Origin of the sequence: Paenibacillus pseudetheri (assembly GCF_924513355.1) — a bacterium.
Lineage (GTDB): Bacteria > Bacillota > Bacilli > Paenibacillales > Paenibacillaceae > Paenibacillus_AQ > Paenibacillus_AQ pseudetheri.
Genome location: NZ_CAKMAB010000010.1, coordinates 19534 through 45423, shown reverse-complemented (window position 1 = coordinate 45423; position 25890 = coordinate 19534). Strand labels below are relative to the sequence as shown.

Annotated in this window: 28 protein-coding genes; all 28 read right to left on the bottom strand. The window is 43.5% G+C overall.

Annotated features, from left to right (window positions below):
- Positions 1-2 precede the first annotated feature (2 nt).
- The gene (locus tag L1028_RS11595) at positions 3-500 is read right to left on the bottom strand and encodes a chemotaxis protein CheD (protein WP_234533922.1); all 498 of its coding nucleotides are present in this window, start codon (positions 498-500) and stop codon (positions 3-5) included.
- Positions 493-1086: a chemotaxis protein CheC gene (locus L1028_RS11590; RefSeq protein ID WP_371915738.1), complete on the bottom strand. Its 594-nt coding sequence runs from the start codon at positions 1084-1086 to the stop codon at positions 493-495. Before L1028_RS11590 ends, L1028_RS11595 begins: the two co-directional genes overlap by 8 nt.
- Positions 1087-1122: 36 nt before the next feature.
- On the bottom strand, positions 1123-1584 hold the full coding sequence (locus tag L1028_RS11585) for a chemotaxis protein CheW (RefSeq protein WP_076285425.1): 462 nt from the start codon (positions 1582-1584) through the stop codon (positions 1123-1125).
- 27 nt (positions 1585-1611) lie between these two features.
- Positions 1612-3684: a chemotaxis protein CheA gene (locus L1028_RS11580; protein WP_234533920.1), complete on the bottom strand. Its 2073-nt coding sequence runs from the start codon at positions 3682-3684 to the stop codon at positions 1612-1614.
- A gap of 34 nt (positions 3685-3718) precedes the next feature.
- Complete coding sequence (locus tag L1028_RS11575; RefSeq protein ID WP_234533918.1) at positions 3719-5050, bottom strand: protein-glutamate methylesterase/protein-glutamine glutaminase; 1332 nt, start codon at positions 5048-5050, stop codon at positions 3719-3721.
- 33 nt (positions 5051-5083) lie between these two features.
- On the bottom strand, positions 5084-5965 hold the full coding sequence (locus L1028_RS11570; RefSeq protein ID WP_234533915.1) for a MinD/ParA family protein: 882 nt from the start codon (positions 5963-5965) through the stop codon (positions 5084-5086).
- Positions 5962-7329, bottom strand: a complete 1368-nt coding sequence (gene flhF, locus L1028_RS11565; protein WP_234533914.1) for a flagellar biosynthesis GTPase FlhF — start codon at positions 7327-7329, stop codon at positions 5962-5964. Before flhF ends, L1028_RS11570 begins: the two co-directional genes overlap by 4 nt.
- Positions 7326-9359: a flagellar biosynthesis protein FlhA gene (gene flhA / locus L1028_RS11560; protein WP_234533912.1), complete on the bottom strand. Its 2034-nt coding sequence runs from the start codon at positions 9357-9359 to the stop codon at positions 7326-7328. The genes flhF and flhA overlap by 4 nt, the downstream gene beginning before the upstream one ends.
- Positions 9360-9376: 17 nt before the next feature.
- Positions 9377-10471, bottom strand: coding sequence for a flagellar biosynthesis protein FlhB (flhB, locus tag L1028_RS11555; protein ID WP_234533910.1), 1095 nt, complete (start codon positions 10469-10471; stop codon positions 9377-9379).
- A gap of 22 nt (positions 10472-10493) precedes the next feature.
- Positions 10494-11279, bottom strand: a complete 786-nt coding sequence (fliR, locus tag L1028_RS11550; RefSeq protein WP_042194135.1) for a flagellar biosynthetic protein FliR — start codon at positions 11277-11279, stop codon at positions 10494-10496.
- A gap of 9 nt (positions 11280-11288) precedes the next feature.
- Complete coding sequence (gene fliQ, locus L1028_RS11545) at positions 11289-11558, bottom strand: flagellar biosynthesis protein FliQ (RefSeq protein WP_036688516.1); 270 nt, start codon at positions 11556-11558, stop codon at positions 11289-11291.
- 21 nt (positions 11559-11579) lie between these two features.
- On the bottom strand, positions 11580-12344 hold the full coding sequence (gene fliP / locus L1028_RS11540) for a flagellar type III secretion system pore protein FliP (protein WP_042189441.1): 765 nt from the start codon (positions 12342-12344) through the stop codon (positions 11580-11582).
- Complete coding sequence (locus L1028_RS11535) at positions 12341-12865, bottom strand: flagellar biosynthetic protein FliO (RefSeq protein ID WP_234533909.1); 525 nt, start codon at positions 12863-12865, stop codon at positions 12341-12343. Before L1028_RS11535 ends, fliP begins: the two co-directional genes overlap by 4 nt.
- Before the next feature lie 9 nt (positions 12866-12874).
- Entirely contained in the window at positions 12875-13240 is a 366-nt protein-coding gene (locus tag L1028_RS11530; protein ID WP_036688523.1) for a response regulator, read from the bottom strand.
- A gap of 26 nt (positions 13241-13266) precedes the next feature.
- Positions 13267-14568, bottom strand: coding sequence for a flagellar motor switch phosphatase FliY (fliY, locus tag L1028_RS11525; protein WP_234533908.1), 1302 nt, complete (start codon positions 14566-14568; stop codon positions 13267-13269).
- The gene (fliM, locus tag L1028_RS11520) at positions 14558-15556 is read right to left on the bottom strand and encodes a flagellar motor switch protein FliM (RefSeq protein WP_234533905.1); all 999 of its coding nucleotides are present in this window, start codon (positions 15554-15556) and stop codon (positions 14558-14560) included. The genes fliY and fliM overlap by 11 nt, the downstream gene beginning before the upstream one ends.
- A gap of 39 nt (positions 15557-15595) precedes the next feature.
- Positions 15596-16063, bottom strand: a complete 468-nt coding sequence (locus L1028_RS11515; protein ID WP_234533904.1) for a flagellar basal body-associated FliL family protein — start codon at positions 16061-16063, stop codon at positions 15596-15598.
- Entirely contained in the window at positions 16060-16284 is a 225-nt protein-coding gene (locus tag L1028_RS11510) for a flagellar FlbD family protein (protein ID WP_234533902.1), read from the bottom strand. Before L1028_RS11510 ends, L1028_RS11515 begins: the two co-directional genes overlap by 4 nt.
- A gap of 89 nt (positions 16285-16373) precedes the next feature.
- Entirely contained in the window at positions 16374-17192 is an 819-nt protein-coding gene (flgG, locus tag L1028_RS11505; protein WP_234533900.1) for a flagellar basal body rod protein FlgG, read from the bottom strand.
- A 103-nt stretch (positions 17193-17295) separates the two neighbouring features.
- Positions 17296-17682, bottom strand: a complete 387-nt coding sequence (locus L1028_RS11500) for a TIGR02530 family flagellar biosynthesis protein (RefSeq protein WP_234533898.1) — start codon at positions 17680-17682, stop codon at positions 17296-17298.
- The gene (locus L1028_RS11495) at positions 17679-18173 is read right to left on the bottom strand and encodes a flagellar hook capping FlgD N-terminal domain-containing protein (protein ID WP_234533896.1); all 495 of its coding nucleotides are present in this window, start codon (positions 18171-18173) and stop codon (positions 17679-17681) included. Before L1028_RS11495 ends, L1028_RS11500 begins: the two co-directional genes overlap by 4 nt.
- A 32-nt stretch (positions 18174-18205) precedes the next feature.
- Complete coding sequence (locus L1028_RS11490; protein ID WP_234533895.1) at positions 18206-19681, bottom strand: flagellar hook-length control protein FliK; 1476 nt, start codon at positions 19679-19681, stop codon at positions 18206-18208.
- Positions 19682-19706: 25 nt separating this feature from the next.
- The gene (locus L1028_RS11485) at positions 19707-20648 is read right to left on the bottom strand and encodes a MotE family protein (RefSeq protein ID WP_341482531.1); all 942 of its coding nucleotides are present in this window, start codon (positions 20646-20648) and stop codon (positions 19707-19709) included.
- Between the two features lie 18 nt (positions 20649-20666).
- Positions 20667-21110, bottom strand: coding sequence for a flagellar export protein FliJ (gene fliJ, locus L1028_RS11480; protein ID WP_076285416.1), 444 nt, complete (start codon positions 21108-21110; stop codon positions 20667-20669).
- Between the two features lie 9 nt (positions 21111-21119).
- A complete protein-coding gene (gene fliI / locus L1028_RS11475; RefSeq protein WP_279306853.1) occupies positions 21120-22457 on the bottom strand; it encodes a flagellar protein export ATPase FliI in 1338 nt (445 codons plus the stop codon).
- Positions 22426-23274 carry a FliH/SctL family protein gene (locus L1028_RS11470; protein ID WP_234533892.1) on the bottom strand — a complete coding sequence of 283 codons (849 nt, stop codon included), beginning with the start codon at positions 23272-23274 and terminating at the stop codon, positions 22426-22428. The genes fliI and L1028_RS11470 overlap by 32 nt, the downstream gene beginning before the upstream one ends.
- Positions 23267-24283, bottom strand: coding sequence for a flagellar motor switch protein FliG (gene fliG, locus L1028_RS11465; RefSeq protein WP_042128934.1), 1017 nt, complete (start codon positions 24281-24283; stop codon positions 23267-23269). Before fliG ends, L1028_RS11470 begins: the two co-directional genes overlap by 8 nt.
- A gap of 4 nt (positions 24284-24287) precedes the next feature.
- Entirely contained in the window at positions 24288-25874 is a 1587-nt protein-coding gene (gene fliF / locus L1028_RS11460) for a flagellar basal-body MS-ring/collar protein FliF (RefSeq protein WP_234533891.1), read from the bottom strand.
- Between the last annotated feature and the right edge of the window lie 16 nt (positions 25875-25890).

The window sequence follows — 25890 nt, the reverse complement described above, 5'->3', positions numbered from 1 at the left end:
ATTTATATTTCCTTAGCGCCTTTTTGCACACTGCGGATGAACAATACACCAGTGTTGCAGGCAATTTCTATCGTACGGCCATAATTACCGCCCGTGTCTTCCGCAATTAAGGGAATTTTTAAATGCTCAAGAGCAAGTTTACAAGCTTCAACATTACGAGGCCCGATCCTCATGGTGTCGCTCCCCCCGGCAAAGGCAAACATTTGTGATCCTCCTGCCATCTTGGCTACGATCCGACTCCGAACCGCACCAAGCTCCAGCAAACGGGATAAGAGCTCCGGCACTGCAGTGTCTGCAAACTTAGCGATGTTTAATTGCCCTTCCCTAGCAATCTCAGAAGTAGGGAGCATCACATGCGCCATTCCCGCGAGTTTTTTTCCAGGGTCAAACAATGTCAATCCCACGCAGGAGCCAAGACCCGTTGTACGAATCAAACTATCCTGGCTTCCAATGTTAAGATCTGCCATCCCTACTTTAATGATGCTTTGTTCTTCAATCATTTTCAAACGGAACTCCTAGCGATTTGAAGATTTTCGGGAATGATTCCGGATCGGGAATAAGGAAAAATTGCCCTTCAATTTCGTTTTTCCCCTCAAAAAAGGTAGTATCGATCAACAATGCATCGTCACCCATTTGCCCAAATTGCAGCAAACCGTAGCTTAGGATGGCTCCAGCCATATCCATGGCAAGTGCGGGAACTGTTGGATACATAGAAAGTGAGGTAAAGTCTGCAAGAGAGGATAGGTACGATCCTGCTAAAATATTTCCAATTTCACTTAGCGCGGAAAGTTCCATTTCTCCAAGTTCTTGGTCACTTAAAATCTCGATGCCTGCAATGCGACTGAGTAAGTTCAAAGCGGCTTCCGGTGAAAGAATGAAAAACAGGTTGCCCGGAGCTTCTCCCTCCACACGTAAGAAAACTGCATATACTAGTTCTTCAGCTCCACCAACTTTGTCCGTAATCTCTTCAAAGTTGAGAAGCTGTACCTTGGGAACAGCCATATCAATCGGCTTATTCAAGAGCTGTGATAATGCGGTGGCTGCATTCCCAGCTCCAATATTTCCGACTTCCTTAAGCACATCCATTTTAAAATCCTTATAGTGCTTAAATAATTCCACAGGTTAACCCTCTAGGCTTTCTAATTGAACGATTTCGCCTTTGTTAAGCACTTCTGACAGATTAAGCATGATCAGCAAGCGCTCTTCACCTATCTTGGCCACCCCATCTAAATACTTCGCTTTGATGCCGCCAACAACATCTGGAGGTGTATCGATAGAATCCCTGTTCAAATCTATTACATCATTTGCTGAATCTACAATGAAACCTACTTCCATTTCATTAACAGATACGATAATTACACGAGACTGATCTGTTTGCTCCGCCTCTTCGATCCCAAAGCGGCCTCGAAGGTCAATCACAGGAATAACAACACCACGTAAATTAATTACACCCTTGATAAACGAATATGTTTTAGGTACACGAGTTATTGGCATCATGCGCTCAATGGTTTGTACCTTCTCAACTTCGATACCGTATTCCTCTGAGCCTAATTTAAACACTATCACTTTAATATCTTCAGCCATGGAACGAACCTCCCTATTCTATCCTAGTTATTTAATAAAAGCGTTCGGATCAATAATAAGTGCGACTTGACCATCTCCAAGTATCGTAGCGCCAGATATCCCTTGAATTTCAGGTAAATATTTACCCAGATTCTTGATAACGACCTCGTTCTGACCAATAAAATCCTGTACAGCTAAGGCTACAAGACGTTCTCCCTTACGCACAACTACGATCTCTGTCTCTTCTTCAGTACTCTCATCATAATCAGGCACTGAAAATAGACGACTTAGAGAAACTAGTGGAATATGAGAATTCCGGAACTCTATCATTTTGTTGCCATGAATCATACGGATTTGAGTGTTCTTCACGATTCCAGTCTCTACAATAGAGGATAATGGAATGGCATATTTCTCAGAACCCAATCGAACAAGCATGGCTGCAATAATAGATAGAGTAAGTGGCAACTGAACTGAGAAATTCGTACCTTTGCCTGGTGAAGAATAGATCGTTACATTACCACCCAGGGAAGAAATCTTAGCTTTTACTACATCCAGTCCTACGCCACGACCTGAGACATCAGAAATAACTTCTGCCGTGCTGAAACCTGGTGCAAATAGCAATTGATAAGCTTCATCATCCGTCATATTCGCTGCTTGCTCTTGCGTGATCACGCCTTTTTTCACAGCAGACTTCAGAACCTTATCTGGATAAATACCTGTTCCATCTTCCTCAATTTCAATGAAGACATGATTCCCGCTGTGGAAAGCACGTAGATGAACTGTCCCAGTCTCAGGTTTACCAGCAGCAATACGGTCAGCAATGGATTCAATTCCGTGATCAACCGCATTACGCAATAAATGCACAAGCGGATCACCAATTTCATCAATTACCGTCCGGTCAAGCTCTGTTTCGGCACCCGTTACAATTAGATCTACTTTCTTATCAAGCGATTTAGCTAAATCACGAACCATACGTGGGAACCGATTAAATACGGTATCTACCGGAACCATGCGAAGCTTCATCACAATATTCTGGAGATCTCCGCTTACTCTGCCCATATGCTCGACGGTTTCCGTAAGATCACCATTCTGAACCTCTGAAGCCAGCTGTTCTAAACGAACTCTGTCAATCAGAAGTTCACTAAATAGATTCATGAGCACGTCTAAGCGTTCGATATCTACGCGAATCGTACGTGAAGGCGCCCCTCCTGTTTTGGCTGCTCCAGGCTTATTACCTTCATCTTTGGTAGGCAATGGTTTAGATGCTACTGGAGCAGCAGGAGTTGTTTCCTCTACAGTGACTGTTGCGGCAACCTCTGACACGGCAGCTGCCGATTCTTGACCAAGCATTTTCAAGGATTCCTGATCTAGTGCTACTACTGTTACTTTATCAATTTCAGACAAATTCATAATCATGGCCTGAATCTGATCAGCGGTTTTTTGGGTTATGTAATAGAGTGAGAAGCTTTGGTCAAATTTCTCTTGTTCTATATCTTGAACGGACGGGAAGGATTTAACTACTTCCCCTGAACGTTCAAGTAAATCAAACACCATATATGCACGTACAGCCTTGAGTTGACAATCCTTACGGATCGTTACGTCTACATACAATGCATGATGCCCTTCCTGAATCGATTGTTCTATAACAGAAAATTGAAACTCATCTAAATGAATCGGAGTTTCAGCTGCTTGTGCAGCAGGTGTATTAACAGCAGAGGCTGCTCCGCCTTCAACTGGAATCTCACCCCGGACGATAGCCTGTAGGGATGAGACAATGGCTGATACATCTGCTTTACCTTCGCCACCTCTAGTAATATCCTCAACCATAGACTCTAAGGCATCCAAACTTTTGAATAACGTATCAAAAATGAAATCCTGCATGCGCAGCTTGTTATTACGTACAAGGTCTAACACATTCTCCATTTGGTGTGTAAGTGAAGCCAGATCTTCAAAGCCCATAGTCGCTGCCATACCTTTTAAGGTATGCGCAGAGCGGAATATTACCTGCACGATACTAAGATCCTCAGGATTCGCTTCCAGCCCCATCATGCTCTCGTTCAATGACTGCAGATGATCATTCGACTCATCAATAAACATGGATAAATATTGGTTCATGTCCATAGTAGAGCACCTCCCCTTCGAGTTCGCTTTTCCGTTATTTAACGGCTTGCACTAGCCTTGGAGCAATTTCTTGCAAAGGCAGTACATGTTTGACGCACTGCAATTCCACCGCAGATCGCGGCATCCCGTAAACGACACAGGTCTCTTCACTTTCAGCAAAAGTTGAGGTAACCCCTGAGTCATAGAGAGATTTCATCATCCTAGCACCATCACTACCCATCCCTGTCATCAGCAATACGTGCCGATCCAGAGATGTGAGCGGAAGCAATGATTCGAATAAAACATCCACTGAAGGTCGGTGGCCATTTCGCGCCTCCTCCTTCGTGAGTACAACTGCATATTGCCCTTTAGATGTTGGGGTTACTTGTAAATGATAACCTCCAGGTGCAATATAAGCGGCTCCTTTTCTTAATATCATCCCCTGCTCTGCTTCTAACACTTCTAGCGGACTGAATGTATTCAGTCGCTGGGCTAGTGATTTCGTAAAGTTAGGCGGCATATGCTGCACAATGACAATAGGAGCTGGAAAATCCGCTGGGATTTTCTCCAGGAGTACCTTCAGTGCACGAGGTCCGCCTGTAGAACAACCGACTGCAACTAATTTGTGTAAATTCTTGCTACCAACCATTCGATCCGGAGAAAGTCCTGGAGGATCAGACGATACCTCCACTAAAGAATCTATCACCGGTTTGGGCGGAATTGGTTTATTCTCTGCTTTAGACTTTGGTTTAGCCTTTTCGATTATCGGTGTTTTAGCAGAGATGATTGGTTTGGTAGCTTTTTTAGGGATAATACTATCTACTGGCTGTTTCCCCCGAGGTTTTCTCATTCCTTCATCTTTGAGAGAAGATTTAAGTGCTGCCTTGGATTTATCCGGTAATAATCTCGATGGAGTCGGCAGTAATGGCTCTAAAGGCGTGATGTCAGGCATCCTAAAAGCAGATGCTCGCGCTTCACGTTGCTCTCGAGCCAACATAGCTTCTTTCATTTGCTCTCTTAGGGATTCCCCTACGCCCGTAATATCCTGGGAATTTGATATTGAAGGTTTACGAATAAAATCAAAAGCGCCCCATTCCAGTGCGAGAATGGTTTCCTTCATGCCCTCTTCATTGATGCCTGACAGCATAATCACTGGCAGCGGATCTGACGCCATTATTATTTTCAGCGCTTCCAGGCCGTTCATCTCCGGCATTTCTACATCCATAGTAACTAGATCCGGTCGAAGTTTGTTTATCTTCTCGATAGCCTCGCGGCCATTTGTGGCTGTTGCCGTCACCTGAAAGTCAGCGTCATTTTCAATTAAATCGGAAATGATCTTGCGCATAAATGCAGAATCATCAACAACCAAAACTTTATATGGCTTCATATCATTTCCACCTCTGTCCCAGATTCAGAACAATTATTTACTTCGCTTTAACCATTTATGGATAAAGCCTTTAATACCTTGAACCTTTGTATCTTTTTTATCATCTATGGTCAAATAACTTAGGGCTAGCCGATGTATATCTTTTGCAGCAACACTGTTTGGAAAAGCCAATGAAAATGGCGTCTGCCTTTTGACAGCCTGCACTACATGGGCATCTGAGCTTATATGACCAAGATAGGAAACATCCATTTGCAAAAAACGACTGGCGGCCATGCGGATCTTATCACTTGTCACTGATGCTTCTCTCTCATCACCCGCTTGATTCACGATCAGTTTAAAAGAAATCTCCGGATACGTCCGATTCACAACCTTCATTAATGCGTAAGCGTCTGTAATAGCCGTTGGCTCTGGTGTTGTAACTACTAGGCAATCGTCCGCAGAGGTTATAAACTTCATCGTTTCCTTAGATAATCCAGCACCTGTATCGAACAAAATATAATCCATGCTGTCCGCTATAAGGGCTATCTGGGCTGTGAAATAATTAAGGTCTGATTCCGAAAGAGAAAACAACTCATCCATGCCCGACCCACCAGCTATAAAAGGAAGCCCGTTCGGTCCTAACTGAATAATCTGCTCAATATCCGCTTCTCTTTTTAACAGATGATATAGGTTATACTTCGTCGACACGCCCATTAACACATCTATGTTAGCCATGCCAATATCTGCATCGAACAGCAATACTCTCTTTCCCATTGCTTTTAAAGTTAAAGCGAAATTAAGTGTGAAATTCGATTTCCCTACGCCACCTTTACCACTACAGACAGTAATGATTCGGGCGGATGTTTCCCTTTTTTCAGCTAGTTTAGGCTCCTGACTGGATACAAGCTGTCTCAAGGATTGTGCCTGATCCATCATGTTTCACCTGTTCCAAGAAGCATCTCACTAAGTTGTTCTTTGGAAGCCATTAATAAATCGTCAGGTACATTTTGACCATTGGTCATATAAGATAAAGTGAGAGGGAAATCATTCAGGACGTTAAAGAGTGGTCCATAACTTCCCGTCTCATCTAGCTTGGTAAAAATAACTTTATCCAGCTTGTACCTGCCGAAATGCTCAGCAATCAATTTCATATCACGGCTTTTCGAAGTCAAGCTGAGCACAAGATAGGTCTCACTTCTTAACTCCTTTGCTAACAAGCTTTGCAGTTCTGCTACAAGCATATCATTGCGATAATTCCGTCCAGCTGTATCCATTATTACAAGATCACAACTCTCCAATCGAAAGAGTGCTCTTTGTAAATCTCCGGGAGATTGTACTACCTCTAGCGGAACATTCAGGATAGCTGCGTATGTACGCAACTGCTCCACAGCTGAAATCCGATACGTATCAGAGGTGATAAAACCAACCTTGCGTCCGTTTTTGAATAGCTGTTCAGCCGCAAGCTTGGCTATGGTAGTAGTTTTCCCGACTCCTGTGGGCCCTGCAATATATACGATTTGGGTATCACGTGCAATTCCATCAGCGATTCGCCCTGCCAGGAATCCATCGAGCTGTTCTTTCAAGGACTCCTGAAATTTCTCAGGTCCCCAAGTACGCCCTTCATCCGCCCAACGTTCAGAGATATTACTAATCCATTCTTCAACAAGTACAGTATCCATCTCCTGCTCAATCAAAAGATCTCTAAGCTGCTGGAGACTATCCGGTAACTCTCTTGCCCCTGATGACTGCCTCGCAATTCGTTCCATCCAAAGCTTCATATCTCTAATTTCACGAAGAACATCATTCTCAAGCGCCGAGGCAACCTCTGGTGTTTGATCTAACCCTAAGGATTCATATAAGGCTGATACAGAGGTAGCTTCATCTGGATTGGATTCAAGCGATTTCTGATCAGGCTCTGGATGTTTGGCTATTGATTCCTTTACATCAATAGCTTCGGATAAGGCAGCGGCGATTTCCGCAAAGGACCGAGGCTCTTCCGGCTTTTCCACCGTGACAGTAGAAGCAGATGATGATGATGAAGATGAAGCTTTTTGGTAAGCTTGCGGGACAGCGCTGCGCGGAATGTTCATCGCAGGCTTCACAAGCTTTTCAGGAGCACTCTCCTTTTGAGCTTTTTCAACAGCCGCTACTACCTCTATTTTTTTCTTTTTAAACAATCCTAAAAATCCGCCAATCTTGATTTCTTTAGTACTTAAAATTACAGCCTCGCTTCCAAGCTCACTCCGAATGGAATGCATGGCGTCAGGCATCGTATCCACCACATAACGCTTCACTCTCATAAATTCACCACTCCGACGCTTTGTATTTCAATGTTAGGCTCTAGTTCGCTATAAGACAGTACAGGAATATCCTGCATTGTCCGTTCAATCACCTGCCGCAAATACATACGAATGGTTGGTGATGTGAGTACAATGGGCTGTTGTCCTGACTGCAGCAGTCGGTTGATCTGTTCACTTAACCGCTGATAGATCGTTTGAGTCGATGCTGGATCCAATGCCAGGTAACTGCCCTGTTCTGATTGCTGCACACTCTCAGAAATTTTCTTCTCCAGATTAGGTCCCACCGTAATAACCTTCAGAGTCTCTCCTACTTGCGAGAATTGCTGAGTAATCTGTCTGGACAAGGACTGACGAACATATTCGGTAAGAATATCAGGATCCTTAGTGTAAGTCCCGTAGTCCGCTAACGTCTCGAAAATAGTAACTAAATCCCTGATTGATATTTTCTCGCGCAGCAGCTTGGCAAGTACCTTTTGCACATCCCCAATCGCCAACACAGAAGGAATAAGATCATCAACAAGCACAGGATAATTGTCTCTTAAGTTATCCACCAACATCTTAGTTTCTTGTCGTCCTAACAACTCATGTCCATACCGCTTAATCAGCTCCGTCAAATGTGTTGCAACAACGGATGGTGGATCTACCACGGTATAGCCGGACAATTCAGCCCGCTCTTTAACCGATTCGTCAATCCATAACGCAGGAAGTCCAAAGGATGGTTCAATGGTCTCAATACCGTTTATAGATTCATCATCATAGCCGGGACTCATGGCCAAGTAGTGATTAAGTAATAATTCACCGCCGCCGACAGTATTTCCTTTAATTTTTATGACATATTCATTCGGTTTTAGTTGAATATTGTCGCGAATGCGAATAACAGGCACTACAAGACCCATTTCAAGGGCACATTGCCGTCGAATCATGATGATACGATCTAGTAAATCTCCACCCTGACCTGTATCTGCCAAAGGTATAAGGCCATAGCCGAACTCGAATTCAATAGGATCTACAGAGAGTAAATTAATTACACTTTCCGGACTTCGTACCTCTTCAATCTGTTTCTCTTCAACAAGCTGCTCTTCGGCAATCTGTTTTCGATTTAAATTTTGTCCCATACTATAGGCTGCAAAAGCCAGCAAACCAGCTAGCGGGAGCGTAGTAATCATATGTATAGGTGTAAAGAGACCTAGAAAAGCAACAGTAACTGCAACAATATATAACAATTTTGGATAGGAGAGTAACTGACCTGTTAATTCTTCTGCCAGATTACCTTCCGATGAAGCTCTAGTAACGATAAGACCTGCTGCAGTCGAAATGAGCAAAGCAGGAATTTGGCTGACTAGACCGTCCCCGATCGTCAATACGGAATAAGTAGATAACGCAGTGGAGAAATCCATTCCGTGCACAACCATACCGATAATAAATCCACCAATAAGATTGATCAACAGAATAATGATACTCGCAATCGCGTCTCCTTTAACGAATTTACTCGCACCATCCATGGCTCCGAAAAAATCCGCCTCCCGCTCAACATTGCGGCGACGTTCACGTGCCTGTGTTTCGTTAATCATGCCTGCGTTAAGATCCGCATCAATACTCATCTGCTTGCCGGGCATTGCATCCAAGGTAAATCTCGCCCCTACCTCAGCTACACGCTCAGACCCTTTAGTAATAACAATAAACTGAACTACTACCAAAATCAGAAACACGATAAATCCAACGGCAATTTGTCCACCAGCGATCCAGCTTCCGAAAGTAGATACCACGGAACCGGCATCTCCATAAGTCAGGATCAATTTCGTAGTCGAAATATTTAGTGACAGACGAAACAATGTCGTAACAAGCAATAGTGAAGGAAAAATTGAAAATTCGAGTGCATTCTTCGTGTTCATAGCAACTAATATGATAATTAATGCTATAGAGATATTAATAACTAGCAAAACGTCCAAAAGCCAGGACGGGATAGGCAGAATCATCATAAGCACGATACCGATGATGCCTAGCAAAACTGTTAAATCTTTAGCTTTCAATGTCCTAACCCCCCGCCTTATTTCCTCTTACCTTTAAGTTTATATACATATGCCAGCACTTCAGCTACAGCCTGAAACAGATCATTTGGAACGACATCTCCAATTTCTGCTCTTTGGAATAATGCCCGTGCCAGCGGTTTGTTTTCCATAGTCACGACGCCATGTTCTTTAGCTAGCTCCCGAATACGAAGTGCTACATAATCCTGCCCTTTTGCAATAATCTGTGGCGCCTCCATTGTGGAGCCATCATATTTTAGCGCAACAGCAAAGTGAGTTGGATTTGTAATAATTACATCCGCGTTAGGAACTTCCTGCATCATACGCTGCATGGCCATTCTGCGTTGGCGTTCCCTGATCTTACCTTTAATTAGAGGGTCACCCTCCATTTTTTTGTATTCATCCTTGATATCCTGCTTGGACATTTTCAGGCTTTTTTCGTGCTCGTACTTCTGATACATAAAATCTAGAAAAGCCATAATTAGCAGTGCAACCCCGATTTTCAAACCAAGACTCATCGTCAGCTTGGCCGCAAACTTAAAAATCCCCTCCGCACTGATATGCGACAGGGATGCAAAGTTCTTCTTTTCTCCCCATAACGTGCTATATACCAGATAAGAAATAATTAGAAGCTTGAATATTGATTTCAGGAATTCTACAAACGAACGCATAGAGAAAATATTTTTGAATCCTTTTATCGGATTAATCTTACTGAATTTAGGAGTAATCCCCTCTCCCGTAGCCATAAAGCCCACCTGCGCCAAGTTGGAGACAAGCGCCATAACAAACGTAATTCCAAGTAATGGAGCTAGCAAAATCAAGATTTGCAATCCATACTGATTAAATAGCAGCGTTATATTCTCAGGCGTAACGTCCAGCATCATACGATTCTGAAAAACGTCCGTGTATAGCTTTATAAAACGCTCTTTCATAAAACCACCAAACATCATCAAGCTAACTACCGCAGCTAGCAATACAACCGCACCAGACAGCTCAGCACTTTTGGCTACTTGACCTTTTTTACGAGCATCCTGCCGTTTCTTCGGGGTTGCTTTTTCCGTCTTTTCACCGGCGAAGAGTTGAAGATCTAGTCTATAACGCTTCGTCTTAGGCATAATACTCTCCCCTTACGGTCACCTACGGCTTCTTCCCCATGAGACCCAGTAAATTCTCCATGGATTCGAACATGATTTCGAAGAGATTCTGAAACAACACAGCCAGACCTGGCATCAGCACTAAAAGAAGTGCAATACCTATGATGATTTTTAGCGGAACCCCAATAACGAATACATTATATTGCGGAGCAGTTCTCGCCAAAAAAGCAAGACCAACATCGGTCAGAAACAGTGCAGTAACTAATGGAGCCGACATTTGAAAAGCTAATACAAACGACTGTGCAAATGTTCGGACCAGAAACTCTGACAAACTACCATCAACCATGCGTAGAAATAAATCATTATTCATAGGAATCCATTTATAGCTGTACACAATAGCATCTAGTAAATGGTGATGTCCATTCATACTCAAAAACATTAGCAGGGCTATCATATATTTGAAATTACCGAGAATAGGTGCTGACGTTCCTGTCATAGGATCAATGACGTTGGCAATACCAAAGCCAATCTGAATATCAATGAAAGAACCTGCTGTCTGAATCGCCATAAACATCAGATATCCAATGAAACCTAGCAATAAACCTATTAATACCTCTCTCATAATCAGCAAAATATAACTAAAATCCTGCGGGATCGTAATCCCTGTTCCATTCGCACTAAAGACTACCAATGCTACAAAAAAAGATATGCCTATCTTAAAAGTTGTCGGTACTCCTTGAGAAGAAAATACAGGAACGACAACAAAAAAGGCTGTAATTCGACAAAAAATAAGCAAAAAGACGGGTAAACTTTGCAATAAGGTATCCATGTTCATTGCTTAACCAATATACATATAGAGATTGCCTAGAATTTGGCTAGTAAAGTCAATTAGCTTCGTGATGATCCACGGTCCAAATAGCAATAAAGCCAGCAGTACTGCGACGATTTTTGGAACAAACGCAAGCGTCTGTTCCTGAATCTGTGTCGTAGCTTGAAAGATACTGATTATTAGCCCCACCACCAGACCAAGAATCAGCATGGGAGCGCTGACTTCCAGCACTAAATATACGGCTTGGCTTGCTAGACCGATAATAAACTCCGTACTCAATCCTCATGCCTCCTCTTAAGGTCAGGTGTTAAAACTAAGAAGTAGTGATTTAATGACTAAGTACCAGCCGTCTACCAGTACAAAGAGCATAATTTTAAAAGGTAATGAAATCATGACCGGGGGAAGCATCATCATCCCCATGGCCATCAACGTACTCGCCACAACAATATCAATAATCAGAAATGGAATGAAAATTAAGAAGCCCATTGTAAAAGCTTTTTTCAATTCTCCAATTGCGAAAGCTGGCACCATCACCGTCAGTGGAATATCACTGTATGTAGCCGGTTTAGCCGATCCCGTATAACCGGTATATTTCATAAATAACAAAAGGTCTTTGGAATTGGTCTGTTTAAACATAAACTCTTTCATCGGATCAGCAGCTTTATCAAAAGCCTCAGTCTGGGTAATCGTCCCCTTCATATACGGCTGTAATGCCGTTTCATTCACTTGCGCCAAAGTTGGCGACATAATGAACAGGGTCAGAAACAGAGCAAGCCCTACCAGCACCTGATTCGGAGGCATGGCCTGAGTACCAAGTGAGGTTCTAACAAAACCGAGCACGATTACAATTCTAGTAAAACTGGTCATAAGAACTAGAAACGCCGGAGCAATACTCAGAACCGTAACGAGAAGAAGAATTGATATGGAACTGGTACCACCGCTTGAACCATCTTCATTACCGACCTGAATATTAACATTAGGTATAGGATCAGCATGTATCGGCCGCATCATAACTATACTAATGAACCCGAACAGCAGAATAGCAAGAATTAGCTTCTTTTTCATAAATTCCTCGACTCATCCTTAGTAGCATCATCCCGGAACAGCTCTTCCATTTTCTCTTTACGCTCTGGTGCAGAACGAAGCTTGGATTGCAGTGTCTCGTAAAAGGATGATGATTCACTAAGCTCGATTTCTTCTGATGGAACCTCCCCACGCAGCTTAACCTTAACCTTGGCCATAAGCGGTGCGAGAAAATTATTCTGGTTGGAGGATTGATCCTCAAATGCTGCAATGATCAAAGCCACTTCATCTGGATCAGTGACTTTATCCAAGATGGATATATTCTCACCAATCCCGATTAAGTATAGGCTGCTTCCCAGTTCAATAACCTGCATCGACTTGTTAGGTCCAAGCCCCACAGCACCAAGCGTTCGAATGGAGCGCCCGCTCATAAAGGTCTGATTACGACGTCCAAGAAAACGGATCAGCAGCACAATAAGTACAATGATTACTGCAAGGACAAAAATAACTTTAAACAAATTCAGCAGGGTATTACTGCTTCCGAGCGTTTCGGAATATAACATGACTTTATCCTACACACCCAACGTTTTGTTGATAGCTTCGATAACTCGGTCAGCTTGGAAAGGCTTCACAATAAAGTCTTTTGCTCCCGCTTGAATAGCATCGATAACCATAGCCTGCTGGCCCATGGCTGAACACATGATGACCTTAGCTGCCGGATCTACCTTCTTGATTTCTTTCAGGGCGGCGATTCCGTCCATCTCAGGCATAGTTATATCCATCGTGATAAGGTCCGGACGCAGTTCTTTAAATTTCTCTATAGCTTGAGAACCGTCCTGAGCTTCGCCCACTACTTCAAATCCGTTTTTCGACAAAATGTCACGGATCATCATTCTCATAAATGCTGCATCGTCCACGATTAGAATTCGGTTAGCCATTTTTACAAAATCCTCCCTAAGTATGCTTATTGTAATTTCTGAATTCGGTCCCACTGGCTGACGATATCCGTAACGCGTACGCCGAAGTTTTCGTCGATAACTACGACTTCACCTTTGGCAATAAGCTTGTTGTTAACCAAAATATCTACAGGCTCACCAGCGAGCTTGTCCAGCTCAATGATCGAGCCTTGAGACATTTCTAAAATATCTTTAATCTGCTTCTGGGTCCTTCCTAATTCTACGGTTACTCTAAGCGGTATGTCCATCAATAAATTTAAATTGTTTTCATCAATATGACCAAAAGCTCCACCGTTAAGGTTAGCAAACTGTACAGGCTGTACATTTACATTGCGATTCGCTTCAGGACTAAGCGGTGGTGTCTGTCCATAAGGCATGCCTTGAGGTGGCATTCCGTAGGGTGGCATCCCTGGCATGCCATACGCCGGCATTCCTGCTGGAGGGTAATAATATCCGCCTTCTGGCATCCCTGGATAACCAGGCATCCCCTGCGGCAGGTATGGCGGAGGTGTTTCTCCTGCGGGCTGTGAAGGCGCCTGGTGCACTGGAGGAGCTACAGGAGGCGTCTCTTGAGCTGGCTTAGAAGAAGGTTCTGTCGCCGTTACTGCAGCCTCCTGCGCTGCAGGACTTACATCACCCAGAAGCATCGTTACCATATCCTTAGCAAACTGGACAGGCAAGAGCTGCATAATAGTAGAGTCTATTAAATCTCCTATCTTGAGTCGGAACGAAATTCGAATTAAGGTTTCGTCATTGGGTAAGCTGCCTACACCTTCACCGCTGGACATGTTCAGAATGTCGATACCCGGAGGCGAAATATTAACAAATCGATTGAAGATAGTAGACATTGATGTGGCAGAAGAACCCATCATTTGGTTCATAGCTTCCTGCACAGCACTAATGTGAATTTCATTCAATTCTTCATCTTTAGGTTCGCCTTCCCCACCAAGCATTAAATCTGCGATGACCTGTGCATCCCTAATCTTAATAACAAGTGAGTTAATACCTTGAAATCCATCTACATATTCCACGTGTACAGCTACATGTGGTTTAGGAAAAGCCACTTCAAACTCCCCGCGTGTAATGATAGAAACTTGAGGGGTTGTAATATCAACCTTTTTTCCCAGTAAAGTGGAAAGAGCTGTCGCTGCACTACCAAACGTTATATTACCGATTTCACCCAAAGCATCCTGTTCAAACGGTGTTAAATAGTCATTTACCGTTTTCTCTGAAGGAGCCAATGAGCCTTCCGCAGATTGTCTCAGAAGGGCGTCGATTTCTTCTTGGGATAAATAATCTTTACTCGTCAAATTCTTCAACTCCTTCACTAACAATCTCGTCTATTTGCACGGCTACCTTGTCTTTCACCATTCCAGGACTTCCGATGAACTTAAGCTTCTCCCCTACCTTAATCGAGAGTCCAGAATCTACATTCCTGTTTAGTGAGATCACGTCACCAACGCTAAGCCCAAGAAACTCAGATATAGATAAGCTCGATTCTCCAAGTTCAGCGACAATCGGCAGTTTCGCCTTATGCACTCTAGCCTTGATTGCTTCAAGTTCATCTGCATCCCGCGTCTTCTTCTCTGTTACAAACCATTGGTGAACAGATAGTCTAGACATTATTGGTTCCAGAACGACGTGCGGTATGCAAAGATTGATCATACCTGTTGTATCTCCAATTTTGGTGCTTAACGAGATTAATGCAATGGTCTCATTGGGCGATACAATTTGCATGAACTGTGGGTTCGTTTCGAGCGCTTCCATGCGCGGCTGGATATCCAGCACAGTCTTCCAAGCTTCCTGCAAGCTCTCAAAACATCTGCTGAAGATACGCTCCATAATCGTTGTTTCGATTTCAGTTAAAGCATTAATCTTAGATGGCGCAGTCCCAAAACCGCCCAGCAATCTGTCCAGCATAGCGAAAGCGATGTTGGGATGAACTTCCATTACCATTCGACCTTCTAAAGGTTCGGCTTCAAAAATGTTCAGTATTGTCATTTTCGGAATGGAACGAATGAATTCATCATAAGGGAGCTGCTCTACTTGAACGACATTAATCTGCACAAAGGTGCGTAATTGGGCTGAAAAGTACGTTGTAAGATAGCGTGCGAAATTGTCATGAATCCTTGTAAGACTACGGATATGATCTTTCGAAAATCGAACAGCCCGTTTAAAGTCATAAGATCGGATCTTCTTCTGAGTTTCTTCCTTTTTAAGTTCATCGGCATCCATCTCACCTGAAGAAAGTGCAGCAAGTAGAGCATCTATTTCGTTTTGTGATAGTACATCAACCAATTCAATCACCCCCCCATCAAAGAATTATCATGCCTGAAGCTACATAGAAGCCAAAAGGAATTTGGTGACTTCGATCTGAGTGATATTGCCTTCGGTCAATGTCTTATTGATCAGATTAACAAGCTTGCTGCTAAGCTGGTCTTTACCATTTGCTCCATTAAGCTCCTCAGGTTTGGTATCTGCAAGCGTTTTGATAATAATCGGTTTGATTTTGATCTCTTTTATTTTTTCGAAAGCTTCCTTTGATTTCGCAGAATTCAGTTGGAAGGCGAAATCTATTTGAACGATATAATCGGGATCAGCAAGATTTGTTTTGATCTCTGTGATCTCTGCCGTTAATTCGACGATTTCATCTGCAGTTAAATGCTTGGTTTCCACACTTTGAACCGCAGCATTTACATCGTTCGTATCTTTCGGAAAGATCTTGTCCATTAATAGAAATGCGGCTATCACGATAAGTGTAATCGCAAGTAAAATTGTAAGTAACCATGGCAGCATCTTCTTCATGTTAGCTCCTCCATTGACTGGACTTTAATGGTGGCAGCATATGTGCCTATGTCCCTGTTATAATCCCGGATCTTCGTAATAACTTCCTCAGCTTTTTCAAGCACGATCAGTCTTTTTCCGGTTACTAGCGTAATATATGTATCCGGGCTTTCTTCTACCATTTCTACCAGTAGGGCATTGATCCACATCGGTGTTCCATTTAATCTCGTTACCGATATCATAACAGGCCTCCTAACAAAAATAGGGGGAGGGGTATCTCCCCCACGACTCCGCGTTAACCTTTAAAAAAGATATTAAATTATTGATAAAATTAACGCTTCAGGTTTACTACTTCCTGCAGCACTTCATCAGAAGTCGTAATAATACGAGAGTTCGCCTGGAATCCACGTTGCGATACGATCATTTCTGTAAATTCATTCGTAAGATCCACATTGGACATTTCGAGTTGACCAGAAATGATCGCCCCAGTGCCATCTTCTGTATTATTCGCTGTAGTCGGAACAAGTTCGCCTTCTGCATTCGCATTGAGTGACATACGGTACAGATTGCCACCGATCTTCTCTAGACCAGATGGATTGGTTACCTTAGCTACACCGATCTTCACACCTGCTTCAGTCGTTCCATCCGCCATGGTCTGAACAATTGTTCCATCATTGGAAATGGAGAATGCTGTTACATCATCACCCAGTTGAATGGCAGTACCATCGGCATCTATCACATGAAGTCCGTCAGAAGTAACAAGATTACGCGCAGCGTCTATGTGAAAATCTCCTGCACGTGTCAAAAAAGCAGTTTCCTGATCCGCAGTAAGCTTCACTAGGAAAAAACCATCGCCGTCAATACGCAAATCTGTCGGATTGTTAGTAGTTTGAGCACTACCGGCTAAATGGAGTGTATCAATAGAAGCGATGCTTACACCCAGTCCTACTTGTTTAGCATTCACACCACCTGCGCCATCATCACTTGGAGCTGTTACTCCAGAAACAGTTTGACTCATAATGTCCTTAAACATAACGCGTCCTGATTTAAAACCAATTGTATTAACATTGGCAATGTTATTTCCGATTACATCAAGCTTAGTCTGAAAGCCTCTCATCCCTGAAACCCCTGAATACATTGATCTTAACATTTGTGTTGTCCTCCCAGATTATAGAGTCCTAATAACTTACTAAGTGAATGGGACCGCGTCAGTCGGTCAGCGGCCGCCTCGGCTTTCCGTTAGGACCAGCCGGTTATGAAATCACAATTGCACTATCAATTTGCGTAAACACGTTATCTTTAATCGAATTTCCATCCATAGCGGTTACAACCGTACGATTCGGGACACTTACGATAAATGCCAAGTCCTTCATTAATATCAAGGATTCTTTACTGCCTTTGGCAGCAGCTTTATCCACAGCAGAAGAAATCTGATCCAGTTGTCTGCTTCCAAGTTCAATTCCTCTTTGTTCAAGACGCTTAGCAGCATGATTACTGAATTTTAGTAGCTTCTGTTGCAGTACGCTCTCAAAGGTGGCTTCTCCAGTCACAGTCTGCTTCGGTATCGAAGATCGCTGTAACGTTGAGGAAAGTAGGGACGACGCAGGATACAGTTGGCCTATGGTCAGCCTGTCACTCATATTGTCGCCTCGCTTCCTCCGTTATTCTCCGGAGTATTACTATCTGTACCAGAACCATTCTCTGTTGTTGCGGGATTCTGAATTTGTGTAATATCGGTTAAAGCAATTCTGTCTTTCCCCACAACCGCATATTGAATCCCCTTGCTGACAACGATTGATTCTACATTCCCTGTCTTAGGTAGATTTGTGGCGGTATCCGTCCATGTGATATCTTTACCAATCAAGCCGGATACCGAGCCAAGAGACTGATTCATTGATGTAAGCTGTGTAGAGATATTCATCAGCTGCTCAACAGATGTAAACTGTGCCATTTGAGCAATAAATTCTTTATCTTGCATCGGTTGCATCGGATCTTGATTCTGCAGCTGAGTGATCAATATCTTCAAAAACTGATCCTTACCCAAGACAGAATTCCCTGTTGTTTTAGTAGATTCAGGCTTTGTATAATTCCACTGGTCTTTGGTAGAAACAGGAGGAGTCGTTGACGTCATAACCGTTCACCTCTCTTTCACTTCTGATAAGTTTAAGCTTTAGCAGAGAAAGATCCACCTTGAGACTGATCTTCTTGCCCTGTGTTTGAAACCCAGTCTTTCCATTCACCATTTAGCTCAGCGGCAAGAATGGCATCATTAGCTTCCTCACGACTTTCTTTGGAACGTCTACCCTGCTGACCACTTCCAGAGCCAGGTTGGCGTCCTTCTTGACCCCATTGTGAATTGAGGGGGGTATTATTTTGTGTGACTTCTAATTTCTCTACCTGGAGGCCTTGAGACTGCAATGCCGCTCGAAGCTGGTTCATCTGCTGTTCCAACATATCCTTAGCTCCGGAATGTTCAGTCATAAACTGTGCAACCAGATGGCCGTTTTGCATAGTAATCTTAACATCTACTTGTCCGAGATTTTCTGGAAAGAGTGATATCGTAGCCTCAGCTACTCCGCCTTTTTGCACAATCTCCAATTTACCAGTAATAAAACCGGTCATTTCCTGTGCAAACTGATGAACGGGTACAGGAGCTACTGGAACCTCAGCCTTCAACGGAGCAGTAATTCCTCCCCGAAGAGCTAGTTGACCAGCAGTTACAACCTCATGATCTCCTTCTATGATAGTAGTTCCTGATGTGGAATCTTGAGCTGATTCTGCCTGCTTTGTTTCTCCAGTTGCACTGCTTTTAATCAATGGAGCGGTAAGCTCTGCTTCAGGATCTTGAACAGTTCCTGAGGTCACAGGCGAAGTTAGGACTGCTTCATTCTTAATTGCAGCTGCTTCTCCAGCACGGTTACTAAGGTTTTGAATGGTCTTATCCGTCGTATTACCTTTGCTTTCAGTCACTATAGGTTGTTGTAAAGATACACCAGAATTTTCATTTAAACTGGAGTTCTTTCCCTTTCCCTTAATAGTGTTAGCGGAGGACTGTTCTAGTATTGCTGTGAAATTATTTAACAGGCTTATTCCTTTACTAGCAGCTTCTTCGTTCCCACTGACAGCAGCTTCCTGAATCATAGTAACTAAACTTTGCAAATCATCTTGAACAGCAAATCGCAGCGTATCCGCATGCTGAGCTAACGGCGACAAGCTTCCTGCCGACTCCGTATCAGATGTAGCATCACCCTCAGTCGCTTGACTTCCTGATAGAAGAGCTGCTACCTGAAGAAGCCAAGCTTGCAAAGCTACCAGCACAGCAGGATCGCTATTGATGCTTTCATCCAGATTTTCAACATCAGCAGTTAGCTTCTCGATAAGATCAGAATTCTGCGTATCTTGCCCCCCTTGATCTTCTCCAGTCGTCTGCACTTCCTTTAAAAGACCTTGCAATAAAGAGGCTAGATTTCCCAAAAGCGGATCAGTAGGTACCGATGTGGTGGTAGCTGTGTTTCCTCCCATAGTTTGCACTAAAGTCTGCGCGAAAGGTACAGCTGCTGTTGTGCCAGTAGAAGTCGATGAGCTACCGCTTGCAGCTGTTGTATTTGCGCTCACAAGCGATTGAACCACTAAACTCATATTATTTTTCACCTCCTTTCAATATTTATTTAGCACCCATCAAACGGTTAACAATCTTCGCGGTTTGCGCACTATCATTTTTAGTCATTTCCCCCAAAATCGAAGAACGAACACTATCACTTACGGTATTCATAATCGTTACTACTTTATCCGGGCTAATCTTGTACATTTCTCCTAGTAGAGAAGCTGCATTGGCAGGCGTCATTGAACTAAAGGTTTGGTTCAACTTTTCCTTATCCAGATTTGTACTAGTTTTAGTCGTTTGAGTAGTGCCAGCTTCTTTTTTCAATCTAGATTGAAGAGCAGCAATAGCCATATCACTAGAAGAGGTAGTTTCTTTCAACTTAATCGTGACATCTGCCGCTTTTTGAGGATCCATTTTTTCCAGAATGGCAGTTTTACTCGCTTTATTCATTACGCTGAATATCTGCACCATCTCTTCAGTAGTCAAATTCTCCATAATCGGTGCAGCTTTGGAAGCTTTCATGCCCGCGTACAGCTTCGCCAGATCAGTAACCTGCTTCTGATAAGGTTCATCTGTTTCCCCGGTGTTTACTTCAGCAGCTGCAGCAGCTTCCGTCTTCATTCCCTCAATTTGCGACTCTAGCGCCTGAACCTTGGTATCCTGGCCTGTTTTTTCATCTGTGACCTTCTTCAACTCCACTGCCTGCTGGGCAAGCTGAGCTTTGAGCTCCTTAATCGTTGAGTTTGAGCTCACTTCCTGCTTTTTGCTTTCTTCCTTTGGTTTAGAAGGATCTGTTGGCGGATCAGGAACCCATTTTTCCAGAAACGGAATTTTATTCGCAACTTCAAGCACATTATTACGAATGTCCATATTAAAAAGCGTCAACAGTACTCCAAGCAGTACTAGCGTGAAGATAATCGGTATCATTAGAAATAAGAACCGCTCAAATTTCCCCGCTGACCCTTCATTTTCAAGTTCCATGTCATTATCAATATTAGCCACTAGCGGAAACCTCCCGGGTTAGAGGGATTTCATCGCGAAGCGGACGGTTGCCATCTCATCCAGTTCGTTTTGTTCCCGTAAAATCATACTTTGCTGAAACTGTGTCTCAGCCTTATCTTTTGCCTTTAACCATACTTTTTCATCTAATACCTTTGTGCTTAACTGATCTTGCTTCTTCAACACTTCCTGATGTGCACTTCTAATGTCCGTATGTTTACGGGCAATGCATATATCCAGGTATTCTACATATTCTTGCATTTCACGAATCTTCGCCATAGGGGCCTTTTGTTCTGCGGCATTTTGTAAAGATAACATAATAGCGCTCCGCTGAAAGGTGAGTTCATCCAGGCTTCTTTCTTGTGCCTGCAATTCTCCAAGCGCGCTTGAGAGCATCCATTCTGCCTGTGTCTTCTCATTGCCCTTCAAGTCAACGACTTTTTGAAAAGTATAATGAAATCTCATGATACTGAATCAACTCCTCGAGAAGTGTGAAATTAAAGACTGTTGAACTTCAGCCAGCGTAACTTTTTCATTCACTCTTTGTTTGGTGAATTCCCATATACTGTCTATATACTCCATCGACTCATCGATTTGAGCATTGGAGCCTCTCTGATATGCTCCGATATTAATTAAATCTTCTGAATCCTTGTACACGGCCATTAGTCGCTTAACATTCTCTGCTGCGGCGATCTGTTCTTCTGGCGCAATATCCTTCATTACACGACTAATGCTGGAAAGCACATCTATTGCTGGAAAATGTCCTTTGTTCGCAATACTTCGATTAAGGACGATATGTCCATCGAGTATTCCTCTCACCGCATCAGCGATCGGCTCATTCATGTCATCTCCATCAACCAATACCGTGTAAAAAGCTGTGATAGAGCCTGTAGGTCCAGTTCCGGCGCGTTCTAGTAGTTTAGGTAAGCTTGCAAACACTGATGGTGTGTAACCTCTCATAGCTGGTGGTTCTCCGACTGCAAGTCCAACTTCACGTTGAGCCATAGCATAACGAGTGACCGAATCCATCATTAGCATCACATTAAGTCCTCGATCCCGAAAATACTCAGCAATCGTTGTAGCAATAAGCGCTCCCTTGATTCGAATTAATGCAGGCTGGTCAGATGTAGCAACAATAACAACCGACCTCTGCAAACCCTCAGGTCCCAAATCGCGTTCGATGAAATCCAGCACTTCCCTGCCACGTTCCCCAATCAGAGCGATAACATTAACATCTGCTGATGTATTACGTGCAATCATTCCCATTAGCGTACTTTTGCCGACCCCTGAACCAGCGAAAATCCCCACCCGCTGACCTTTACCAATGGTTAGCAAACCATCTATCGCTCTTACACCGATGCTAATAGGTTCTTGCACTCTTGGTCTATTGAGTGGATTGGACGGAATGTTAAAGGTCGAACTATGTGGCATTCGAGCTGGGATCAGGGAACCATCAAGCGGTTGCCCTAGACCATCCAGTACCTTACCCAGCAATTCTGAACCCACCTGAACACTAAGCGGCTTACCTGTTCCCACTACATCACAACCAGGTCCGATTGCTTGCAGTTCTCCAAGTGGCATTAATAGCACCTTGTTGTCACGGAAACCAACGACCTCAGCTTGCAGCGGCTTATTTCCTTTAGAAGGATAGATATAGCACACATCACCAATGCTAGCATCAGGTCCTTCCGATTCAACCATAAGACCGATAACCTGCGTCACTTTCCCATTGATCCTCACCGGATCGAGATTACGAAGTTGCTCCTTATAACGGTTACTATCAAGCATCTTCTTCCCCATTTCTCTGCTCATCGGTGTCCAGCGCGATTCTAACCAGCTCTTTCTTAATTTCTGCAAGCTGAGTATCAATTCGGGCATCTATGCTGCCAAAGGAGGAGCGGATTACACAACCTTGATCTTTCACAGTCGAGTCTGGCAAGATCTGTAGTTCAGCCTGCGAGTCAACTGCTAATGACAATTCTTCCCTTGCTGCGTTTACGAAAGCGAACTGCGCAGGTGATACACACAGTGAGATCAGCCCCTGCTCACGTTTACGAGCTAGATTCTTCCGAATCAAATCCATTGCAAACTGCGGCTCAACCGTTAACTGTCTATCCACAATTTTCTCCGCAATATCACAGCTTAGCTCTACCAAGAAAGGTTCAGCTTCCTGAATAATGACATCTCTTGCCTTATAGGCTTCAGTTAAAACAGCACGTGCTTCATCCATCATCGCTGCAATTTTAAGCTTCATCTCTTGCTCAGCTTGAGAAACACCTTCTTGATACCCTAGCTGATAAGCCTCGGCTTTGACGGCCTCAACCAGATGCTCATCCTGCTCACGCCGCTCTTTCCACCACTCTTCAGCCTCCGCTTTTGAGGATTCAACAATCTGCTCCGCTTCAAGAGAGGCATTCCGAACTTGCTCTTCAGCAAATTCTTGGGCGTCTTTAAGCATTTGCTTACGTGCCACTTCAGCCTCTTCACGAGCGGGATCATGATAGTCAGTCTCGCTTACAGTCTCCTCTGGAACGGGCTCCTCAGTTAGGCCCGCATAGTGCCGGGCCTGCTCCAATCTTTTCAGTACATCAACTGGAACATACTGAGAATGCTTAATCAGCTTAGACAATGATGTCATCTCCTCCGCCACGAGCGATGATAATTTCTCCAGACTCTTCGAGTCTGCGGATCGTACCTACAATACGCGTTTGTGCTTCTTCTACATCACGCAACCGCACAGGGCCCATGTACTCCATTTCTTCTCGGAATGTCTCTGCCATACGTTTGGACATATTCCGGAAAATAACATCTCGTACTTCTTCGCTTGCAACCTTAAGGGCAAGCTGCAGGTCCGCATTATCAATATCACGTATAATACGCTGAATCGAACGATTATCCACATTGACAATATCCTCGAATACGAACATCCGCTTCTTGATTTCCTCGGCGAGCTCTGGATCTTGAATTTCGAGAGAATCCAGAATTGTGCGTTCGGTCCCACGGTCTACTCCATTCAAGATTTGTACGATTGATTCGATACCGCCAGCATTTGTATAATCCTGAGTTACTGTAGCAGAAAGCTTCTGCTCCAGCACTCGTTCAATTTGTGTTATGACCTCCGGGGAGGTGCTGTCCATTACAGCAATTCTTCTAGCCACCTCCGCCTGCTTCTCTTGAGGTAACGAGGAGAGAATAGCTGCGGCTTGTTCGAACTGCAGATAAGACAATACAAGCGCGATAGTCTGGACATTCTCATTCTGGATAAAGTTCAAAATCTGGTTTGGATCAGCCTTGCGTGCAAAATCGAAAGGTCTTACCTGCAAAGTCGCAGTCAGACGGTTAATGACCTCCATAGCTTTTGCGGAACCAAGTGCTTTCTCCAGAATCTCTTTGGCGTAGTTAATACCGCCTTGTGATATATATTCCTGGGCGAGGCATATCTGATGGAACTCAGACATGATCGACTCTTTTTCACTGCTGTCCACTTTACGGACATTGGCAATTTCAAGAGTTAATTGTTCAATCTCCTCGTCTCTTAAATGTTTGAATATTTGCGCCGATACCTCGGGCCCTAGTGTGATAAGCAGGATCGCGGCCTTTTGACGGCCACTAAGCCCCTGCTGACTAGCCTTTGCCATTAGTTCACCTCTGTTCGTCTGCAAGCCATGTACGCAGCAGATTTACGAATTCGTCTGGCTTTTTCTTGGCCAAACTTTCCAATTGCTTACGAACTTGACTGTCATTCGTCACACTTTCCAAATTAATAGATGGAAATTCGGTAGGAACCTGCAATGGAATGTCTTCATCTTCCTCTTCCACAGTCTTCTTACGACTCCGATAGATTAGATATCCTCCACCTGCTCCAACCAGCAATGCAGCTGCTCCGATAGCCCATAACATCCATGTGGCAAGTCCACCTGGTGTTGTATTAGCAGCGGTTCCGCCAAATTGTTGAGAATACACCGAAACCTTTTTGGTTAAATCAGCGTCTGTATATGTAGCACCTGAATCTGCGAGCGAAGCACGAACAATATTTACCAAAATGTTTTGAATTGCTGCTGATGTAGCAGCGTCCAAAGTATTTTGTCCTGTAGGTGGTTCAACTGCAACATTTATGGTTAAATCTTTAACAGTAAAGGGACTTGCGATAACATCCTTTGTAATTCGATTTACTTCATAGTTCCTCGTTTCAGAAGATTCTTCCGAAGTAGAAGTATCCGTACCGGCTTGTGAAGGATAGCCCGCTACATCTTGTGAACCAGTGCCTGCCACTCCGCCAGTTGTATTTCCTTTACCCGAATACGAATTACTAATGATTTGTGAACTGATCTCAATTCCCTTCATGTTCTCTGTATCCACAGGGGTTACGAGATTCTCCTTCCGGTTTTCCTTGTCAAAGTTCAACTTCGAGAATACAAGAACATCAACTTTATCTGGACCCGTAAGAGTGCTAAGGAATTGTTTCACGTCTTTCTTTACATCTTCTTCGAATTTCTTCTGAAGAGCTAAGTTCTCTTCAACTTGGCTGGAAACCCCAGCTTGTCCACCTTTGGCCGTAGGCATTAACTCGACTTCATTATTAGCAATCGTAATGTTATCGATTGGTAGATTTGGAACAGCCGTCTTTACAAGGTTAAAGTACCCATCGATATTATCTTGACTGGGTCTGAATCCCGGATTAAATGAAAGTACAACGGATGCAGATGCTTGCTCTTGGTCAGCCTGGGAAGCAAAAACTGTTTCTTTAGGCAAATTAATCAGCACTTTAGCATCCTTAATTCCTTGCATACGTCTCATTAACTGTTCTACTTCACCGTTCAATGCATTATTATACTTCACATTAAACTCACTATCTGTCGTTCCTATCATTGACGAATTTTCATTAAAGACCTTATAACCGATAGAGCCCCCCTGAACAATCCCCTGAGAACCGATATCCACCTTTACTCGAGCCGCTTCTGTGCTTGGCACTGAGATGCTCTTTCCATCTTGGCTTAATCGGTATGAAACACCTGCTGTATCCAAGTAGTTCATTACTCCAGCTGAATCTGTGCTGTCCAAATCTTGAAACGCTACTTCATATTCTGTCTTTGAAAGCTGCATGGTTAATACTACGATTATTATTAGAATGATAAACAATGTTGAAAAGAATAAAATCTTCTGTTTACCACTAAATCTGTTCCAATACAGGGTCACCTTCTCCCGATATTGGGCAAATCTTTCATTCACAGTGTCACCCCATCCG

What these genes read in the sequence shown, in the direction of transcription:
- L1028_RS11590 (WP_371915738.1), bottom strand. Translation starts at nt 1,086, where the DNA reads ATGGATGTGCTTAAGGAAGTCGGAAATATTGGAGCTGGGAATGCAGCC.
- fliR (WP_042194135.1), bottom strand. Translation starts at nt 11,279, where the DNA reads ATGGATACCTTATTGCAAAGTTTACCCGTCTTTTTGCTTATTTTTTGT.
- L1028_RS11595 (WP_234533922.1), bottom strand. Translation starts at nt 500, where the DNA reads ATGATTGAAGAACAAAGCATCATTAAAGTAGGGATGGCAGATCTTAAC.
- L1028_RS11490 (WP_234533895.1), bottom strand. Translation starts at nt 19,681, where the DNA reads ATGAGTTTAGTGGTTCAATCGCTTGTGAGCGCAAATACAACAGCTGCA.
- L1028_RS11570 (WP_234533915.1), bottom strand. Translation starts at nt 5,965, where the DNA reads ATGATGGATCAGGCACAATCCTTGAGACAGCTTGTATCCAGTCAGGAG.
- fliJ (WP_076285416.1), bottom strand. Translation starts at nt 21,110, where the DNA reads ATGAGATTTCATTATACTTTTCAAAAAGTCGTTGACTTGAAGGGCAAT.
- flhF (WP_234533914.1), bottom strand. Translation starts at nt 7,329, where the DNA reads ATGAGAGTGAAGCGTTATGTGGTGGATACGATGCCTGACGCCATGCAT.
- L1028_RS11575 (WP_234533918.1), bottom strand. Translation starts at nt 5,050, where the DNA reads ATGAAGCCATATAAAGTTTTGGTTGTTGATGATTCTGCATTTATGCGC.
- L1028_RS11500 (WP_234533898.1), bottom strand. Translation starts at nt 17,682, where the DNA reads ATGAGTGACAGGCTGACCATAGGCCAACTGTATCCTGCGTCGTCCCTA.
- fliP (WP_042189441.1), bottom strand. Translation starts at nt 12,344, where the DNA reads ATGAAAAAGAAGCTAATTCTTGCTATTCTGCTGTTCGGGTTCATTAGT.
- fliG (WP_042128934.1), bottom strand. Translation starts at nt 24,283, where the DNA reads ATGGCAAAGGCTAGTCAGCAGGGGCTTAGTGGCCGTCAAAAGGCCGCG.
- fliI (WP_279306853.1), bottom strand. Translation starts at nt 22,457, where the DNA reads ATGAGCAGAGAAATGGGGAAGAAGATGCTTGATAGTAACCGTTATAAG.
- L1028_RS11585 (WP_076285425.1), bottom strand. Translation starts at nt 1,584, where the DNA reads ATGGCTGAAGATATTAAAGTGATAGTGTTTAAATTAGGCTCAGAGGAA.
- L1028_RS11580 (WP_234533920.1), bottom strand. Translation starts at nt 3,684, where the DNA reads ATGGACATGAACCAATATTTATCCATGTTTATTGATGAGTCGAATGAT.
- L1028_RS11515 (WP_234533904.1), bottom strand. Translation starts at nt 16,063, where the DNA reads ATGAAGAAGATGCTGCCATGGTTACTTACAATTTTACTTGCGATTACA.
- L1028_RS11530 (WP_036688523.1), bottom strand. Translation starts at nt 13,240, where the DNA reads ATGGCTAACCGAATTCTAATCGTGGACGATGCAGCATTTATGAGAATG.
- L1028_RS11535 (WP_234533909.1), bottom strand. Translation starts at nt 12,865, where the DNA reads ATGTTATATTCCGAAACGCTCGGAAGCAGTAATACCCTGCTGAATTTG.
- L1028_RS11495 (WP_234533896.1), bottom strand. Translation starts at nt 18,173, where the DNA reads ATGACGTCAACGACTCCTCCTGTTTCTACCAAAGACCAGTGGAATTAT.
- L1028_RS11510 (WP_234533902.1), bottom strand. Translation starts at nt 16,284, where the DNA reads ATGATATCGGTAACGAGATTAAATGGAACACCGATGTGGATCAATGCC.
- flgG (WP_234533900.1), bottom strand. Translation starts at nt 17,192, where the DNA reads ATGTTAAGATCAATGTATTCAGGGGTTTCAGGGATGAGAGGCTTTCAG.
- flhB (WP_234533910.1), bottom strand. Translation starts at nt 10,471, where the DNA reads ATGCCTAAGACGAAGCGTTATAGACTAGATCTTCAACTCTTCGCCGGT.